The organism is Pseudoalteromonas aurantia (assembly GCF_005886875.1).
GTDB classification, from domain to species: domain Bacteria; phylum Pseudomonadota; class Gammaproteobacteria; order Enterobacterales; family Alteromonadaceae; genus Pseudoalteromonas; species Pseudoalteromonas aurantia_A.
In genome coordinates, this window is sequence record NZ_PNBY01000046.1 from 35,108 (window position 1) to 53,278 (window position 18,171).

Annotated in this window: 15 protein-coding genes; 14 read left to right on the forward strand and 1 reads right to left on the reverse strand. The window is 41.1% G+C overall.

All coding sequences use genetic code 11. The annotated features are described in order from the left end of the window. Positions 1-66 precede the first annotated feature (66 nt). The gene (locus CWC18_RS10155) at positions 67-876 is read right to left on the reverse strand and encodes a LytR/AlgR family response regulator transcription factor (RefSeq protein ID WP_138592325.1); all 810 of its coding nucleotides are present in this window, start codon (positions 874-876) and stop codon (positions 67-69) included. Between the two features lie 265 nt (positions 877-1,141). Between CWC18_RS10155 and CWC18_RS10160 the strand changes: the two genes are divergently transcribed. The 14 genes from CWC18_RS10160 to CWC18_RS10225 all read left to right on the forward strand — a co-directional run bounded on the left by CWC18_RS10160 (position 1,142) and on the right by CWC18_RS10225 (position 17,968). Then, positions 1,142-3,220, forward strand: coding sequence for a TonB-dependent siderophore receptor (locus CWC18_RS10160; RefSeq protein WP_138675206.1), 2,079 nt, complete (start codon positions 1,142-1,144; stop codon positions 3,218-3,220). Positions 3,221-3,239: 19 nt separating this feature from the next. Then, positions 3,240-4,121 carry a helix-turn-helix domain-containing protein gene (locus CWC18_RS10165; protein ID WP_138592327.1) on the forward strand — a complete coding sequence of 294 codons (882 nt, stop codon included), beginning with the start codon at positions 3,240-3,242 and terminating at the stop codon, positions 4,119-4,121. 115 nt (positions 4,122-4,236) lie between these two features. Then, the gene (locus CWC18_RS10170; RefSeq protein WP_138675207.1) at positions 4,237-4,596 is read left to right on the forward strand and encodes a cupin domain-containing protein; all 360 of its coding nucleotides are present in this window, start codon (positions 4,237-4,239) and stop codon (positions 4,594-4,596) included. A gap of 316 nt (positions 4,597-4,912) precedes the next feature. Then, positions 4,913-5,941 carry a S66 family peptidase gene (locus CWC18_RS10175; RefSeq protein WP_171041080.1) on the forward strand — a complete coding sequence of 343 codons (1,029 nt, stop codon included), beginning with the start codon at positions 4,913-4,915 and terminating at the stop codon, positions 5,939-5,941. 342 nt (positions 5,942-6,283) lie between these two features. After that, entirely contained in the window at positions 6,284-7,318 is a 1,035-nt protein-coding gene (locus CWC18_RS10180) for a GGDEF domain-containing protein (protein WP_138592330.1), read from the forward strand. A gap of 117 nt (positions 7,319-7,435) precedes the next feature. Continuing rightward, complete coding sequence (locus CWC18_RS10185; protein ID WP_138675208.1) at positions 7,436-8,449, forward strand: DUF2235 domain-containing protein; 1,014 nt, start codon at positions 7,436-7,438, stop codon at positions 8,447-8,449. Positions 8,450-8,453: 4 nt separating this feature from the next. After that, a complete protein-coding gene (locus CWC18_RS10190; RefSeq protein WP_138675209.1) occupies positions 8,454-8,888 on the forward strand; it encodes a GNAT family N-acetyltransferase in 435 nt (144 codons plus the stop codon). Between the two features lie 234 nt (positions 8,889-9,122). After that, a complete protein-coding gene (locus tag CWC18_RS10195) occupies positions 9,123-10,139 on the forward strand; it encodes an SDR family oxidoreductase (protein WP_138592333.1) in 1,017 nt (338 codons plus the stop codon). Further along, complete coding sequence (locus CWC18_RS10200; RefSeq protein ID WP_138592334.1) at positions 10,139-11,365, forward strand: aspartate aminotransferase family protein; 1,227 nt, start codon at positions 10,139-10,141, stop codon at positions 11,363-11,365. The genes CWC18_RS10195 and CWC18_RS10200 overlap by 1 nt, the downstream gene beginning before the upstream one ends. Beyond that, the gene (locus CWC18_RS10205; RefSeq protein WP_171041081.1) at positions 11,362-11,811 is read left to right on the forward strand and encodes a type II toxin-antitoxin system RatA family toxin; all 450 of its coding nucleotides are present in this window, start codon (positions 11,362-11,364) and stop codon (positions 11,809-11,811) included. Before CWC18_RS10200 ends, CWC18_RS10205 begins: the two co-directional genes overlap by 4 nt. Further along, complete coding sequence (locus CWC18_RS10210) at positions 11,811-12,923, forward strand: acyl-CoA/acyl-ACP dehydrogenase (RefSeq protein ID WP_138592336.1); 1,113 nt, start codon at positions 11,811-11,813, stop codon at positions 12,921-12,923. The genes CWC18_RS10205 and CWC18_RS10210 overlap by 1 nt, the downstream gene beginning before the upstream one ends. A gap of 2 nt (positions 12,924-12,925) precedes the next feature. Then, positions 12,926-13,753, forward strand: a complete 828-nt coding sequence (locus tag CWC18_RS10215; RefSeq protein ID WP_138592337.1) for a formyltransferase family protein — start codon at positions 12,926-12,928, stop codon at positions 13,751-13,753. A gap of 92 nt (positions 13,754-13,845) precedes the next feature. Continuing rightward, complete coding sequence (locus tag CWC18_RS10220) at positions 13,846-14,901, forward strand: efflux RND transporter periplasmic adaptor subunit (protein ID WP_138592338.1); 1,056 nt, start codon at positions 13,846-13,848, stop codon at positions 14,899-14,901. 1 nt (position 14,902) lies between these two features. Continuing rightward, positions 14,903-17,968: an efflux RND transporter permease subunit gene (locus CWC18_RS10225; protein WP_138675210.1), complete on the forward strand. Its 3,066-nt coding sequence runs from the start codon at positions 14,903-14,905 to the stop codon at positions 17,966-17,968. Positions 17,969-18,171 lie beyond the last annotated feature (203 nt).

An 18,171-nucleotide genomic window follows, 5' to 3' on the forward strand; every position in this document is an offset into this window, starting at 1 on the left:
TTAGGGATGAGTGGAGGAGCAGTGTGATCAGCTTTCCTCTTTCCTCCATTCATCCCCTTTAACCTGTTATCGACTGGCGATAAGTGTCCGAATGGTTGAACGTTGACTTTTGCTAATAGGAATAACTTGGTTATTGGTTAGATAAGCGCTTGCATGACCTGCGGGGTGGTTTTTGAGTTGGCCAATGTACTCAAGATTAACCAAGTAAGAGCGATGACATTGTACAAAGTCATCTTTTGGCAGTAACTTATGTAGTTGCTTTAATGTCGCACGAGTCAAGTAAGTACGCTCTTGTGTGATAACCTCCATATAATTGCCTGCAGCTTGAATAAAAAGTATGTTTTGATACGCTAGCGTGTGCGTTAAGCCATCGACTTCAATCATTAACGCATTGACTTGCGAACGAGTGTTATTGTTCTGTAGTGCCTTTATTGGCGTGTTGGGCTTGTTGAATAAAACCTGTTTTAAGTGCCATAGCAAAACCACAATCAGGAGTGCTGCGGCATGCTTTGGCCATATAAAGAAAAGGCTGTGAACAATGCTGATGTCTGACTGTGAGACCTCAAGGACCACAGAAAATGTGAGGCTCAGTGACAGGGTTGATAGACTTAATACACAATAAAAGAGGCTATTTGACAGTGGAAACTTGCGTCGTGATTGCAACATATGCAGAACAAATGGAGTGAGAATGAGCCAAACACCCCATTTTTGAAGTGGAAATGTGATTGAGTCTATAAGATTAATCGACTTGTGTTCTATAAATATGCTGTTGATCAAGCAATTCGCAAAAATTAAGCACATAAACATCACCCACCCGATGCTCGAAATACAATGGTCATGTTTTAAAAGTGGTGCCACGCTTTTTTTATTTCTCATAGTTTTGATGACTCCTTTAAATAATGAAAAAAACGACACGATTAATTATCAGTTTAACGGTTTTTAATTGTTGTTATTTTGATAAATAAAAGCTTTAAAAATAGAGAGGTAGTTAATATATTTGTGCAGTTTGACTGCACTTTAAGCAAACAGTTCCCAAGAATGAATTATTTCATTAATGTAATTGCAAATGTGAATTAATCTCATTACCCTTCTCGTGATTTTGCACCTTCTGTGCAGTAAATTTCTAGTTTGGAGTGTATACATGCGTTACTCAGTTTTATGTTTAGCAATCGGTTCAGCAATAGCCACATCGAGTGTGTTAGCTAAGTCGTCTGAAATTGAAGTGATTGAAGTGAAGGGGACTTACTTTAATGACTACAAAGTTGATACAGCTAAAGGAGCAATGCGAACAGATGCTTCTTTACTCGAGACTGCACAATCAGTATTTGTTATATCAGACACCGTGATTGATGAACAATTAGCGACGACGTTGGGTGAAGTCTTAAATAATGACGCAAGCTTAACGGCTGGTTCTAAGCAACGTAACCGAGAAACATTCAATTTGCGTGGTTTTGGCTTAAGCTCATCAAACGGATATTTGCGCGATGGACACCAGCATTGGTCACACTATCAGCAGCCCATAGAAACATTAGAGCAAGTAGAGATCATTAAAGGCCCGTCGAGTATTTTGTATGGTCAGTCTGGTCCCGGTGGTTTAGTGAATATGGTGACTAAAAAACCAACGCCTAAAACATTGATGAATTTTGGGGTTGATGTTGACCATTTAGGGTCTACCAGAGCGACTGCTGATATTGGCGGTGCTATTACCGCTGAAGAAGACTTACGTTACCGTGCCGTACTCGTCAAGCAAGATGTCACATTTGACCGCGAATATGTCGATGGCAATGAGCGCACGCGCGACCGTTTTTTAGGTTCACTGGTGCTTGACTATGATATAAACGATAGCAGCTTTGTTCGTGTACATTACGACAGAACCAATGACAAAGCAGGCCTAGATACGGGGGCTTGGTTAGACAACACAGGTCAAGTAATTGGTAATGATAAAACAATCAGAGACTTTTCGTGGGCATTTACTGACATAACTGTTGAAAATAAGGGGATTGACTTTACGCATGCACTCACAGAAAACTTCCAAGTAACGGTTGGATATAATGAACAAGATTTCTCCCGTCAGCGTTTTGAGTCTGCACCAAGAAAGCCAAAGGATTATCAAGTTGGGGATAGTTACGGCTCGCGTCCATACGATCGGTATGACGATTGGCAGTTTACGACTGCATTTGTTGATTTTACGGGGGAATTTGAACTAGGTGGTTTTGATCATCAAGTGCTTATTGGTGCTAACTCATTGGATTATTATTATGGACAGTTACGTGTAAGAGCGAGTGCGGTTGATTTTATTGAAGGTCAAACTCAGCCAGCTCGCCCTGACATTAGTTATGCGACAGATGACTCTTTGTACACCAGTGAATTCGACTATTACGGTCTTTATGTTCAAGACTTAGTTACCATTAATGAGCAATGGCAAGTCTCTTTTGGTGGCCGTTACGATAAGCAAAACAAAGAAAATGCCGATAACGAGTCATTCTTACCAAAAGGGGGGGTGTTATATCACCCAAGTGAGAATGGCACTGTTTATTTTAGCTACTCAGAAGGGTTTGAACCGCAGCGTAGTGAAAAGCTTCATAATGAAGAGGATAAGAACCATGGCATGAAGCTAGATGCCATCACTTCACAGCAGTATGAAGTGGGTACTAAGTGGCAATTAGTGGACGATAGATTGCTATTAACCGCTGCCGCTTTTGATATTAGTAAAACAGGTACGCTTATTTCAACCGCTGTTGAGGGTCAAGACTATGAAACCGTGACGACCCAGGCAGGTAAGCAGCGTCATACAGGTTTTGAGTTCTCGGCACAAGGGGCGGTTAACGATCGTTTATTTGTGATGGGATCTGTCATGAATCTGAACGCTGAATATGAGCGCGATGAGAGTCTCTATCAGGGTAAGTCGCCAATTGATGCACCTAAATGGTCAGCATCTTTATGGTCTCGTTATGAGTTCAGTGATGCTTTTGCAGTCAATGCCGGGGCATTTTATCAAGGTGAACGTTTTGCTGACTATGACAACACCATTACCAAAGATGCATATACGCGTGTAGATGTGGGCGCAACCTATAAGCTTGGGCTTTCGCATGCAAATGTCAACGTGCGGTTTAATATCGAAAACTTATTTGATAAGAACTATCTAGCTGGTGGCGGTGTGAATAATGTCACAATAGGTGAAGGCACCACCTTTAGGCTGGCGCTACAAGCCGCTTTTTAATCGTTATCCATAAAAAAATGTGGCGTCGCTCACAGCGACGTCACTAATATTGCTTGCTGTAACGCGCTATTTTTGTCACTGTGGCCACCTTCGTTTTGTTACAAGGAATTCGGTTATAGCTATCTCTCATCACTCCTCGTTGTTTACCGGTGTAAACCTCATTAACGTTCAACATAGTACGCTTAATTTTAGTAAACATCTTCATTCGACATATCATATTGGGCTAATAACACAGGGAACTCAGTCGTTTAACGCAAAAGGTAAAAACGTGATAAATGGTCCTGGGCAGCTACAACTTATGGACCCTGGTATAACGCATGATGGAAGCAGCAACGAACTGAAGGTTTCTAGTAAAATATTCTCTATTTCTGTCAGTGCGATACATGAATTTCTGGATCAAAAAAATACGTCATTGCTTACTTTTTCTGATAACTGCATTGAAGATCAGTCACTTTATTCGATATTTAGTCAGTTACACACATATATGGCTGCTGGGTATGCAAATACGCTGTGGCTTGAAAGTGCCTTTTTATCAAATTTAACATTACTTGCGACACGATATGGTCATTTTACTGAACCGAAAGTTTATTGCTTAGGGCGTTCTAATCTTGCAAAGCTAAATGCCTTTATGCACGAACATATTGCTGAGAAATTGACTGTGTCACGGCTTGCAAATGAATGTAACTTAACTGATATACAATTACTTAGGCAGTTTAAGGCGCTAACTGGCATAACCCCTTTCGCTTGGTTACTGAGAATACGCCTCGAAACCGCGCTGCAGTTATTACACAGTGGTATACGCAGTACAGATGTTGCTATGCGCGTTGGTTTTTACGATCAAGCGCATTTTATTAATGCCTTTAAACGAGCGTATGGCATAAAACCGAGTGAGTTGTATTAATTTTAATTGTTAATTTTTTACAATGAATTGACTGTGTCATTTTCTATACTTTTGTGCGCAGACTACCTTATGGAAAAATCTGGGGAGGCAGTCATAAAAGAAGAGGATGAATGTGATGCAAAAAATTAATTTGGCTCAAAAATTTTTATTGTTCGATGAGCCGTGGCAACCCAAAGTGGTGGCGCAAATGAATGACTATCAGTTTAAAGTCGTGAAAGTACAAGGTGAATTTGTCTGGCACCAACACGATCATACTGACGAGACTTTTATCGTTGTATCTGGACAACTCAACATCGCTTTTGTGGATGAAGTGATCACGCTCAATAGAGGTGAAATGATAGTCGTGCCTAAAGGCGTGCAGCATAAGCCCTTTGCAGATCAAGAATGTCAAATATTGATCATTGAACCACAAGGTGTAAAAAATACTGGAGATGAAGAAAGTGCATTAACCGCCAAAAATGATGTGTGGGTTTAAGCGTATTCTGAACGGCCATAGTGCATAGTGGGCTGAACACACCTTTGGTTAGTCAAAGGGGGCTTTTTGAGAAATAGTAAATAAGAGGTTTGCGCATTATCGAATGCTTGTTTGCCGATAGATAACCTCATCGAGTTTATGATTATAATTAATTCTTTACATGTTTATGAATCGCTTTCAATGAGGTTGTACCTTAAATGTACATATTTAAAGGTAGCGACGGCGGCACTTTATATGCTAAAACTAGTTTCCACATTTTGGAAACGCATTTTGGATTTGTGCTCTAGATTTGCGTTGTAATAGGAGAAAGTTGTTAGTGAATTACCCCAAACCACTTAAAGCCGGCAGTCGTATTGCTATCTGTGCTTTTTCATCTTCGGTACCGCAAGCTTGCTATGCAAGGCTCGATAAGGCAGTGGCGTTTTTACAAGAGCAAGGTTTTGAAGTGATTGAAGGGCCAAGTGTCCGCCACGTAGGGGAGTGGGATGCGCAAACACGGGCAAATGAGCTAAATATGTTCTTGTTGGATGAGGGTATATCTGCAGTACTTCCTCCTTGGGGAGGGGATTTAGCAATGGCTATTTTACCATTATTAGATTGGCAGGCGCTTCAAGCAACATCACCGAAATGGGTGCTTGGCTTCTCGGATGTAAGTACGATTATGACGGCGCTGACAACACGGTTAAATTGGGTCACCGTTCACGCAACAAATCTAATGCAGTTGACGTCATTACAGACTGATCCGCTCACCCGCGCGACATTAGATGTACTATCACTGCAAGTTGGTGATAAGTGGGTACAATCAGCGTCTAGTCACTTTGAAACCGCCAATGCTTGTCCAATTTCAGATCCAAATATGGTGTTTAATCTCACAGAAATAACTCAGTGGCGTCTACTGCCAAGTCAGCAGGGTATTGCAAGTGACAAAGTCGCATTTGCGGGACGCTTAGTTGGGGGATGTTTAGACACCCATCAACATATTTTAAATACCGAGTTTGCAGACATCGAGCAGTTTTCACACCAATATCGTCAAGAGCCGCTGATTTTGTACTTTGAAAATGGGGAGCTAAGTGACCATGGTTATATCCGCGCATTACTTGGTTTAAAATTCAAAGGCGTGTTCAAGCATGTGTCTGGTGTTTTATTTGGTCGTAACGCGGTGAATAAATACAAGGTCAGTGCCAATGAAAAAATTCTGCTAGAGGCGTTAGGCTCATTGAATATCCCCATTGTTTTTGACGTTGATATAGGTCATACCCCACCTAACATGACACTACTTAACGGGGTGTATAGTGAGGTTGATATTTCACCTGTAGGGGCAACAGTAGTGCAATATTTGCAGTGATTTACATGGAGGGATATAGCTAATTTGTTACTTTTTAGTGTTTTAAAGATCTATAATTTAACATGGGTGTAGGTAAGATTCCTATGCGTTTTTATGAATAGAATAATTTTTATCTTATTGTTTGTTAAATTTATTATTTTTATTTATTAGGGATAAATAATGAGTTTTAGTTTTTCTACTCGGTAATTCATGTGAATTATTACACTGTTTTACACGTTCATTTGCTTTTCAATTGATTAATTATTTGCAATGCTTTAGTCTTGGTTTTGTGCTTTCATAACAGGCATAACCGCTCCTTGATAAAAATAAGAAGTCTGTTGTAGGACTAGGGTAAATAAAGCCATGGAATTTGATACGTCACTTTCTCACTCTGCACAATGTATGAAAAAAGCAATTCCACTGATGGTGAAATACAAAGTACCTGTTACACCATTGAATTATGCGATTTGGTATTGCTATGTGTTAGGTTCTAATGAGCAGCTTAATACCGAGTTGGAGCGTGTTTTAGATAACTATCAAACATGTCCCCCTGCACATGCCAAGCAATTATTTGATGAGTTTTTATCAGATAAGGATTTAGCGTTATTTCATCAAATGTCAGATTCATTTCAAGAAACAATCTCTGGTGTACAAGTTGAAATTGATAAAACACTAGAATCTTCTCAAGACTTTTCGGCTGTATTATCACAGTGTCATTCTGGTTTGTATGATTTAAAAAGAAATAGCCTAGATTCTTTTGACGATGTTTTGGGCTATGTTGATCGGTTAACAGAAGAGTCGGTTGTGATGCAGCAAACAGCCTATCAATTCCAAAAGAAGTTGGAAAATGCTTACGCAGAGATCAGTGATCTGAAATCTGCGCTGGTTAACACACAAGAAGCAGCAAGCCAAGATCCATTAACTGGGCTGTTGAATCGCGGCAAGTTTGATGAAGATATCGTCATGTTTTGTAAAACGGCACCGACAGGTACTCACCGGGCTTTGATCTTTGTTGATATAGACCATTTTAAGCAGTTTAATGATGATTTTGGTCACCAAAAGGGTGACGATGTTTTAAAAGTTGTTTCAGCGAAAATTATCAAACATACCGAAGGTATTGGTAAAGCATATCGATATGGTGGTGAAGAATTTTGTATATTTGCAGAGTTAGACAGCTTAAGTGAAGTGGTTAATTTTGCCGAAGGCATTCGTAAAGATATTGCAAAGCTGTCTGTTAAAGGCAAAAAAACTGGCAAAGCCGTTCGTTCAATTACAGCGAGCTTTGGTATTGCCTTACATATTGAGCAATGTTTAGTAACTCATTTGATTGAGCGTGCCGATAAAGCACTTTATTTAGCGAAAGAGCATGGTCGTAACCGAATAGAAATTGCTGTGTAGCACTTATTTAGACTGTTTAAAGGTGTGCTTTTGTAAAGTGCAAGGTCATTTAAGGCTTTGACTCGATTATAAAAAACTATAAAATTGTGTCTACTAATCACTATTTGAACCACAGTAATGAAAAGAATTATCGTCTGTATGGATGGTACATGGAACAAGCCCACCCAGTATGATCGAGGCAAGCGTAAACCCACTAATGTTGTCAAAGTCGCCCGCGCAATCGAGCCTGTTTGCAGTGATGGAATTCATCAAATAGTGTATTACAGTGAAGGTGTTGGAACGCAGTGGGGTTTAGATCGTATTTTAGGGGGGGGCTTTGGTATTGGGTTATCGCAGAATATTCTTAAAGCCTACCGGTTTATTGTTCATAATTACCAGCCTGAGGATGAAATTTTCCTGTTTGGTTTTAGCCGTGGTGCTTACACGGTACGCAGTTTAGCTGGGCTTATTAACAAAGTCGGTCTATTGCCTAAAGACCACGCATTTTATATGCCTGAAGCCTATCGCTTATATCGTAAACAACCTTCAAAAATACAATTAGACGCTTTTCAACGACAGCATAATAGTAAAAAAGTAAAAATTAAGTTTGTTGGTGTATGGGACACTGTTGGCGCTTTAGGGATCCCGCTTGGGTTTAGGCGTTTTAATCGTCGCTACCAATTCCATGATGTGAGTTTAACTAATAATATTGAACATGCATTTCAAGCGCTCGCCATTGATGAACGTAGGGGCGTTTTTAAGCCTGCTATTTGGCAACTTCCGAAAGGGTCAACACAAACTCTACAACAACAGTGGTTCGTGGGCAGTCATAGTAACGTAGGTGGCGGCTATAGCAAAGATGGTCTAGCCAATATCAGCCTGCATTGGATCAAAGACATGGCTGAGCAATATGGGTTGCAGTTTAATGAAACGTTTTTACGATACTATAAACCATACCATCTAGACGAATACCGTAATTCAATGACTTGGCTGTATAAGTTAACGGAAACAATGCGAGAAATAAGCTATAAACCCTATACGAATGAATCACTGCATGAAAGTGTACTTAATCGTATGAGTGACCTACCAACATACCGTCCTGAAAATGTTATGCCAATGGTAGAATCTACGGATGAGAAGGTAATTGGGTAATACCATGAACTATATTATTAAAGAGGGCACTGTTAACGAGTTGATGTGTATTGAGAATAACATCCCTGAATTTTCCTCTGCAAAATCACATGCAGAGATTAATGCAAAAATCGATGCCCGCTCACATATATTGCTGGTGGCTTATGTCAATGAGCAACCGGTTGCTTATAAGCTTGGTTATGCCAAAAGTAGCTCGCTATTTTACAGTTGGCTTGGTGCTGTTCTACCTGATTTTAGGGGGCAAGGTATTGCAAAGGCATTACTTATGCGTCAAGAATCCTATGTAAGAGAGTGTGGCTTTCAAGCCATTGAAGTTAAGTCAATGAACCGTTTTAAGCGCATGTTACAGATGCTGATCACACATGATTATCAGATTGTCCATTGTAAGCGATTAGATGATAACAGTGATAGCAAAATTACATTTAGGAAAAATCTTTAGCTTGATTCAAAATCATTATCGCAAAAATAATGATTTTTTCCTTTTTCTGTGTCGAAACTCAAATTAAATTAATTCATTTTCATTACATTTGTGAAAATTTAGTAAATAAAGTTATTTTATTTCTTCCTGTAAACAATTATCATTACGGCCCTAATTTAAATACACAATTAAATATGCAGCGTATCGCTTACTGCAAGTGGTACCGTATTTTAGTATGTGATTGAAGGAGCAGTAATGTCACGTCGTTTTTTTCTTACTGGTGCAACCGGAGTTGTTGGACTATCTATTCTTGAGCAGTTGAATGAGGATGACCAAGTGTCTATTTTGGTCAATCGACAACGCTTTAGTACATTGCCAACTGGCGTTAGTCAGCAAATAAAAGGTGATATTTCCAAGCCTGATTTTGGTTTAGGTGCACACGAGCTTGCACAATTAAATGAAATCGATGTATTGATCCACAGTGCAGCGTTAACGGACTTTACCGCCGATGCTGATGTGTTGGCTGATATTAATATTGCAGGCTTGCAGCATGCTAAAGTGCTGGCAAATAAGCTCAATGCTAAATTAATTTATATCAGCACTGCATTTGTGCAAGGGAGAAATGGTCATGCATTTAATAATTATGAACACAGTAAGAAATTAGCGGAATCATCGTTGGATGATGATGTGACCGTGATCCGACCATCAGTCATTATTGGCGATAGCATCAAAGGTATTATGCCCAAAAAACAAGGTATGCATAATATGCTTAAACTAGCCACAAAAGAGGTTATTCCTGTTGTACCGGGCGATGCCAGTACCTTAGTGGATGTTATTCCCAGAGATACAGTGGCCAGTGGTATTTTAACTGTTGTTGATAACAACCTATCTGGTGAGTTTTGGTTAACCGCAGGCGATGACGCTAGCACCTTAGGTCAAATGTTAACAATTGGTACTAACCCAGATTACTTTGAGCGCTATCAAGTGAAATTTAAGCCGCCTAAATTGATCAATCCAACCACATTCGACCGGCTGATAAAGCCGGTATTTTTACCTGCGCTGCCCCGTCGATATAAACGTATGTTTGAAGAAACCTCAATTTATTTAAAATACCTAGATATGAGTGAGGGCTTTAGTTCCGATCTTGAAAAACTCGGTGCCTATGATCAGGGCCCAGAGCCATTCGATATTCCTGAGGTAATGGTAAAGAACATCGCTGCATTTGATGATATCCATCCTCTCAGTGAGCTGTTAGTTGCCGAGGAGGTGTAATGAAAGAGGAAACGCTGAAGGCATTAAAGTCTCATAGCAATCGTTCAAAAGCACGGCTATCGAGTATGATGAATTTACCGATCGAACATTGTGCTCAAGGCTGTGAAGTTGTCGATACCCAAGGTGAAACGTACTTAGATTGTGGTGGGTTTGGCGTCTTTATTTTGGGCCACCGTCACCCTGAAGTGATACACAGTGTCACTGAGCAGCTCAATAAGCTACCAATGAGTAGCAGGACCTTGGTAAATCAAACACTAGCGATTGCGAGTCAAAAGTTAGCTGATTTTAGCCCTGCGTCATTAGAATATACTTTTTTTACAAACTCTGGTGCAGAGTCTACAGAGCTGGCTTTAAAGCTGGCCCGAGCGAATGGCTGCAATAAAATAATAGCACTCACTGGGAGTTATCATGGCAAAACGTTAGGTGCATTAAGTGTGACACATCGAGCGGCTTTTAGAGCGCCATTTGAGCCTTTGTTTGATGATGTTATTTTTATTGAGCGCGACGATGTGACAGCGCTGTCTAGTTGTTTTGAAAATAGCCAAGATACCTATGCAGTTATTCTTGAACCTGTGCAAGGTGAAGGCGGTGTTTATCCGTTATCAGTTGAATTTGTGCGCTTAGTCAGTGAGCTATGTAAAGAGAACAGCGGGCTGTTTATTGCCGATGAGATCCAGTCGGGTTTGGCCAGAACTGGATATGATTGGGCGATAGACGCCTATCAGGTGACACCGGATATTATGCTGGTAGGGAAGGGGCTAAGTGGCGGGGTTGTACCTTGCGCTGCAGTGGTCGCGACTGCGGCCGCATTTGAGCCTATTAATAAAGATTTCATGTTGCACAGCAGCACCTTTGGGGGGTCTCCCATTGCTTTAGCAGCAGCAATTAAAACGCTAGAGATACTGGCTCGGGATAGTATTTCAGAAAAGGCAAAAGCAATCGGTGAAGTCATTGTTGAAAAGCTCACGTCGCTTGCAGAACCTGCGGGTATCATCGTAAGAGGCAAAGGCTTATTGATAGGCCTTGATGCACAAACCCCAGCGCGCGCAGGGCAACTCACTTTATCATTATTACAACACAAAGTTATTACCAGTCATTCGCTGAGTAATGCCACGACCGTGCGACTAACGCCGAGTGCTTTGCTAAGTCATTCTCAGATTAAACAATTAACCACGGCATGTGCTGCCGCCTTTTCGTCATTAACTGCTATGGAGCAAACATCATGAGACGCGTCACTATTGAAAAACAATTACCTGTATCTGCAGAGCAAGCTTATAAAACGATTTCTGATTTGAAACAGTTTGAAAAACACTGTGCAGCTGTGATCAGTATTGATGTGAACAAAATATCTGATACGCAGAGTGACTCAACGTGGAAAGTCCATTTTCATGATGGTGAAATGTGTTGGCGTGAAAAAGACATTTTTAATGACCAAGAACTTACGATAGATTTTAATCAGCTTGAAGGTGATGCGGAAGAGTTCTATGGTCGTTGGATCGTGGAGGCCCTGTCTTCAAATCGTGCTAAAGTTTGCTTTGAGGCGTCTTTTTGTATGGGGATCCCCACTCTCGCAGATATTCTTGAGCCGATTGCGGAAACGGCGATTACCAACAATATAAATAACATGCTGACCGAGCTATTTATTGCTGAAACAGAAGGTGAACCTGCGTAATGATTTTAACAGATGCTTACGCGAGCTTAGACAATTTCTTGCCCGGGTTGAAAGAGAAATTAGCGTCGCAAAATTTTAGTGATAACGAAGCTGAGCATAGTCCTGTCATCAGTTGGTTTAAAGACAGTGGTGGTTGTCGCTTAATGGTTAAAAAGTGTTATGGAGGCCTCGAGTTAACCCCGTGGCAAGGTGTTTTGGTTCAGCTTGGGTTAGGGGCATTGTCTCCGTCTTTGGCCATTGGTGCGGGTATGCATCAGTTTTCTATTGCAACATTGCAAGAAATGGCTAAAACCAGTACCGGTTTAGAGTCGCTCTTATTAGAGGCAATTGCTAAAAATGATTTGTTGGTGTCATCGGCGTTTAGTGAAGGCAATACGTCTAAAAGTATCCTTAAAAGCCAGATCATTGCTAAACCAAGTGGAAAAGGGTTTATTGTAACGGGCACTAAAAAGCCCTGTAGTTTAGCCCATGATATGGACTTATTAACGGCGAGTGTACGTGTTGAACCTGAAGACACAGACCCTTATTTTGCGGTTGCACTCATTCATAAAGAGAATGACGGCGTTAATGTAGAGCAGTTTTGGGACGCAAACTTTCTCAAAGCCAGTCAAAGTGAAGCGGTAAAGCTAAATGAGGTGTATGTACCTCATAGTATGCTTGTTAATGTCGATGAGAACATGGCTTATCACGCGCATATTTGTGGCTTTGTGTGGTTTGAGTTACTGACAACTGCATCGTATCTAGGCATGGTGTACGGGCTTGTGGACGAAGCGAAAAAGCGTGGGCGCTTGTGTGATCAAGAGACCGTGGCAGCTTATATCAAGCTTGATACGGGGGCGCTTGCACTAAAAGCAATTACGTATGATATGCATGATCAAACGCAAGATACATTATCGCAAGTGTTAGCCTGTCGCTATCATTTACAAGAGGTGCTAACGCAAGTTACTGCACAGGTAATGGAAAAAGTCGGGGGTCTTAATTATATTGGTGATAACTATTTCTCAAGTATAGCGCAGACAATACACGCTTTTAATTTTCACCCGCCTGCTAAGCACAGTATGTTAGCGCCACTGGCCGCATATTACGATAATCAACCTTTGGTAATGGTATAAAAATGCGAATTGCACTTTCTAATATAGAAAATGTTGCAACTCAAAACGCGATGGTAACGGTATTGCGCCGTTACCATCGCGATATAAAGTTAGTAATATTAAGTGATCCATACTCCCAAAAAAATGGTGGTTTTTTTACTCAGTTTGCTCGTAATTTACGATTGCGCGGTATGGGGTTTGTCAATTACTTGTGTATTAAGATGACCGCAATGCCGATTATGCGTTTTGTTGCGAAGGTGTTTGGTAAAAAGCCTTTACCTAGTATTGAGCAAGTGTGTGCTGAATATCAGATACTCTGTATTAAAGTGAAAGATATTAATTCAAAAGAAGCTGTGGCTGAGGTAAAGCGCCAGCATATAGATTTATTATCCATATTTTATTTTGATCAGATTTTACATGAGGTAATGATAGAGGCCCCGAAAATTGGGGTTGTGAATTTCCATCCAGCATTTTTGCCAAGTTGTAGAGGTTTGTTCCCTATATTGTTTAGTTATTTATATAATGAACAAAAATATGGCTTGTCAGCACATTGGGTGACGAATACAGAAATAGATGCGGGCCCATTAATTGCGCAATGTGCTATCGAGTGCCATGAGCCAAGCAGTTTACTGCAATTAGATCGTACTGTATGCGATCAATTCACTGTATTTTATCCGCAAGTAATGGCATTGTTATCTGATGACTTGAATACACTTTCACCGCACTCTAGTGCTACTGAAAGTTATTATTCTTATCCTAATAAAGCACACTTAAAAGAGTTAAAAGTGCGACAGTTACCGTTTTTACGTGTAGGTGATATTGCTAAAATGATGTTGGACAGTTCTCAATAAGGCCGTTCGAGCTAATTACATTAAGCATAAATTTATGCCTATCGTGGGCGTTGAGTCTTTAAACGGTCATTTTGATACAACAAGGAACCACAGTGAAGTTACTCGTTCTCTTACTTAATGTTTTATGGTGCAGCTATGTTGTTGCGGCGGATGAAAAAAAGTCACTGCCTATCGCGGCATATACTTTAAAACTTGAGCCAGGTTATACACAAATGCGCGCCGTGACGGGCAAAGTCATTAAGCAACATGAAGCAAGTTTGAGCTTCGAGTTTTCAGGTAAGGTTCAATCGATACACTTTGATCAAGGTGATTGGGTTGATGCAGGGCAAGTGATCGCCACCCAAGACACCCAGCTCCTTGAAATTGAAAAGTTGCAATTGGAAGCAGAGAAAGCAAAGCTCTATGCGCAATTAAAATTGGCGAAAATAGAGCAAAAACGATTTGAGAAACTGAGTAAAAAGAATTATTCGGCAGCCCAGCAACTTGATGAATTGACTACAAAAATTGAAGTTATTTCAGCTGAACATGCGTTATTGGATGCTAATTTACAGTCTGTAGCAATTAGACTGAACAAGTCACAATTAATAGCTCCGTTTTCAGGATTGATAGCGCAAAGGCATGTACATTTGGGGGAAATTGCAAGTCCTAGTAAGACGATGGTGACGTTATTCGAACAGAACAAATCTCAAGTTGTTTTAGGCGTGCCTATGTCTTTACAACACTCGATTAATGACACTATGACGGTTGCCGTATCACAAGAACAATACCGCGCAAAATTATTGAGCCGTGGTGCACAAGTTGATAGCTTATCGCGTACCTTGATGATGCGCTTTGAATTGCCAGACGACGCGCGGGTTTATGCAGGTGAACTTGCACGTATGGTCATAACCACTTTTACAGAACAACCTGGTTTTTGGATCCCACTGAGCGCTTTAACAGACGGAGTACGAGGTACTTGGCAAGTATATGGTGTAAAAGATCAAACAATAAACTCAATTGGGGTAAATGTGCACTATACCGATGGAGAATATGCCTATGTGAGTGGGGCATTGAGTGAGCATCCTGTGATTGTGGCGAATGGATTACACAAAGTAGCTGCGGATATTAAGGTAGAAGTCGTTCAAACGCTTAGTAGCCGGAGTTTGTAGTATGCCGTTTTTATTTTCCAACGGTCGATTGCAAGCGTTAGTGATTGCACTGCTGATTGTGACTGGCTTTTCAGCGCTGAATAATTTACCGCGTAGCGAAGACCCCAGGATCATTAATCGATTTGCCATTATTTCCACTTATTTGCCCGGCGCAACAGCAAGCCGTGTTGAAGCTCAAGTAACTGAAAAGCTGGAGCTAAAGCTTAAGTCTCAAGCCGAAATAAAAAATATGATTGGCATGTCGCGTGCTGGTATATCGGTTATCAGCATTGAATTAAAAGATGAAGTGACAGAGGTGATCCCGGTATGGTCCAGGTTACGGGATTTGCTCGCCGATGCGCAATCTCAGCTACCTGAGCAGGCGAGTTTACCTGTGCTTGAAGACGATAGAGGTTACGCTTATACCAAAATTGTTGCCATTACTGGTAAGGAGAGTCAATCGTCGTTAATGAGCTTGAATCGCTATGCGAAAGAGTTAAAAAACCAGCTTACCAATACCTCTGGTGTTGAGGTTGTGCATTTATTCGGAGGAATTGAAGAGGAGATCAGAGTTACCTACGATACAGACAAAGCGGCAATCGCAGGTGTGTCGTTGCAGCACATCGCTGATGCTATTCGAGGCGCAGACCCAAAAGTAGCCGCGGGGGCATTGATCAATAGTCAAGCGCACTTGCAGATTGAATTAAGTGGTACGTTTGACTCATTGGCACGTATTGCGGCGATCCCACTGTCTAGTAATGATGATATTGCACAATTTGTATTGGCTGATGTGGCAACGGTTAGTCGAGAGGTGCGCTCACCTCGCAGGGAAATAGCACTGGTTAATGGTCAGCAAGGGATTTTTTTAGGAATAAGAATGCAGCCCGATTTTCGGGTAGATCGTTGGTCAGAAATGATTGACGATAGTTTAGATCGTTTTGAAAAATCGCTGCCTAATAGCATTAATTTACACAATGTATTTGATCAAAAAGTCTATACCGAAGCGCGGCTCGGTGAATTAATTGAGAATATTGCCGTTGGGTTCGTACTGATCCTCACCGTATTGTTATTAACTTTGGGGTTTAAAGCGGCCGTTATTGTTGGCATCGCATTACCGTTAACGGTGTTGTTTACGCTTGGTTGTATGAATATGTATGGGTTACCTATTCATCAAATGTCAGTGACTGGATTAGTGGTAGCACTGGGGATCATGGTAGATAATGCGATTGTTATCACTGACTCAATTGCACGTTTCCGACAACAGGGAATGACGGCTTTAAAGGCAGTGGAAAAAGCGGTCAATCATTTCTGGCTACCTCTACTGAGTTCCACTTTGACAACTATTTTAGCCTTTGCGCCCATAGTACTTATGCCGGGACAATCAGGTGAATTTGTTGGCGGAATAGCGTTGAGCGTTATTTTTGCTTTAGTGGGTTCTTATGTCATCTCTCACTCACTTATTGCAGTTTTTGCGGGGCGGTTTCTGCCTGACAAGAACCAGCAGGGCATATTTCATAATGGTATTTGTTTACCGCGTCTCTCTGAGCGCTTCAAAGCGTTGTTGTATTTCGCTATTGAGCGCCCAAGAAGAACCATTTTAGTGGTAATGATACTCCCTATTGCTGGTTTTTTTGGTGCTAGTCAACTAACGGAACAGTTTTTCCCCTCGGCTGATAGAGACATGTTTCATATTGAGGTGAGGCTATCGGCTAATAGTAGTATTGCTGCGACACGAAGAAATGTGGCGCAGATGTCGGAATTTATCCTTGAGCATGAGGGAATAGAGCAATTAAACTGGATGGTTGGTAATAATATCCCCTTGTTCTATTACAATTTAATGCAGCGTGATAAAGGCGCAAAAAATTATGCACAAGCTATGGTGAAGGTAACAGACTTTGAAACAGCCAATACACTCATCAAAAAGCTGCAATATGGATTAGATAGAGAGTTTCCTCAAGCGCAAACACTGGTGCGCAAACTAGAGCAAGGGCCGCCGTTTAATGCGCCGATAGAATTGCGAGTCTATGGGCCTAATTTATCGGTATTAGGTGAAATAGGGCAAAGTTTGCGCTCAGAACTCATTGCACATCAGCAAATAACACACACAAGAACGACTTTGGAGTCGGGCAGTGCAAAGGTAGTGCTAAATGCAGATGAGTCTCTCCTAAGCCACACTGGTGTGAAGTTAACCGATATTGCGACTGTACTCCAAGCCCAGTTAGAAGGGGTCGTTGTGGCATCGCTTCTTGAGAAAACAGAAACAGTACCTGTTAGGTTGCGTACTTCACAAGCGCAGAGTAACTCAATAGACGATTTATACGCGACTCAGTTTATGAGTGCTCAACCATTGTTGTTAGGCACATTTGCGCAAGTTAACTTAAAACCTGAACAAAGTACGATTCATCGTCGCAATGGCGAACGGGTCAATGTTGTTGAAGCCTTTCTTGAGACGGGCGTCTTACCACAAGCAGTACTAAATGAAATCCAGCAACAATTGCAAGCGGTACAGCACACACTGCCGGCGGGGTACCGTATTGAAATAGGCGGGGAGTCACAACAACGAGATGAAGCTGTTGGCGTATTACTGGGGCAAGTAGGGGTTATCGCGGTGCTGCTTATTACTATATTAGTATTAACGTTTAACTCTTTCACTACAACGTTGGTCATACTCGTGACGGCGGTACAGTCAGCTCTGCTTGGCTTATTGAGTGTGTATATTGCAGGCTATCCGTTTGGTTTTACCGTGATCATTGCATTGTTAGGCTTAATGGGATTAGCCATTAACGCGGCAATCGTTATTTTATCTGAGTTAAAAGCCAATAATGCTGGTAGCGATGTGCAAAAAGTGGTGCACAGTGTGATGACCTGTACGCGCCATATTAGTTCTACGACCATTACGACAGTTGGTGGGTTTATGCCTCTAATTTTGGCTGGAGGTGGCTTCTGGCCGCCCTTTGCTGTTGCGATAGCGGGTGGTACAGTATTGACGACGGTGTTGTCTTTTTTCTTTGTGCCTGCAGTGTATAAATTATGTATAAAAGCTGCACCTTTAAGCGATATAGAGCCTGTAGTCATGAGCAGCAAGTAAATGGGCTTATGAGGGGTTAACAACATAAGTGCGTTTATTGAATAATAACACTTCGTATTTTTCGATGTTATTAACTGTAATAATATGATTTTATTTTATTATCAGACAGGTAAACTGGCTTTGTTTTCACACTTATCCCTCATCACTACCCATGATGTGTTTGGCCGCTTTTGCGGCCTTTTTTCTTTTTAGCATATTATTTA

Bases quoted from the DNA above. Each gene is read 5' to 3' on its own strand.
- CWC18_RS10205 (WP_171041081.1), top strand. From the start codon at position 11,362: ATGAGACGCGTCACTATTGAAAAACAATTACCTGTATCTGCAGAGCAA.
- CWC18_RS10155 (WP_138592325.1), bottom strand. From the start codon at position 876: ATGAGAAATAAAAAAAGCGTGGCACCACTTTTAAAACATGACCATTGT.
- CWC18_RS10225 (WP_138675210.1), top strand. From the start codon at position 14,903: ATGCCGTTTTTATTTTCCAACGGTCGATTGCAAGCGTTAGTGATTGCA.
- CWC18_RS10180 (WP_138592330.1), top strand. From the start codon at position 6,284: ATGGAATTTGATACGTCACTTTCTCACTCTGCACAATGTATGAAAAAA.
- CWC18_RS10185 (WP_138675208.1), top strand. From the start codon at position 7,436: ATGAAAAGAATTATCGTCTGTATGGATGGTACATGGAACAAGCCCACC.
- CWC18_RS10215 (WP_138592337.1), top strand. From the start codon at position 12,926: ATGCGAATTGCACTTTCTAATATAGAAAATGTTGCAACTCAAAACGCG.
- CWC18_RS10170 (WP_138675207.1), top strand. From the start codon at position 4,237: ATGCAAAAAATTAATTTGGCTCAAAAATTTTTATTGTTCGATGAGCCG.
- CWC18_RS10210 (WP_138592336.1), top strand. From the start codon at position 11,811: ATGATTTTAACAGATGCTTACGCGAGCTTAGACAATTTCTTGCCCGGG.
- CWC18_RS10200 (WP_138592334.1), top strand. From the start codon at position 10,139: ATGAAAGAGGAAACGCTGAAGGCATTAAAGTCTCATAGCAATCGTTCA.
- CWC18_RS10160 (WP_138675206.1), top strand. From the start codon at position 1,142: ATGCGTTACTCAGTTTTATGTTTAGCAATCGGTTCAGCAATAGCCACA.
- CWC18_RS10190 (WP_138675209.1), top strand. From the start codon at position 8,454: ATGAACTATATTATTAAAGAGGGCACTGTTAACGAGTTGATGTGTATT.
- CWC18_RS10195 (WP_138592333.1), top strand. From the start codon at position 9,123: ATGTCACGTCGTTTTTTTCTTACTGGTGCAACCGGAGTTGTTGGACTA.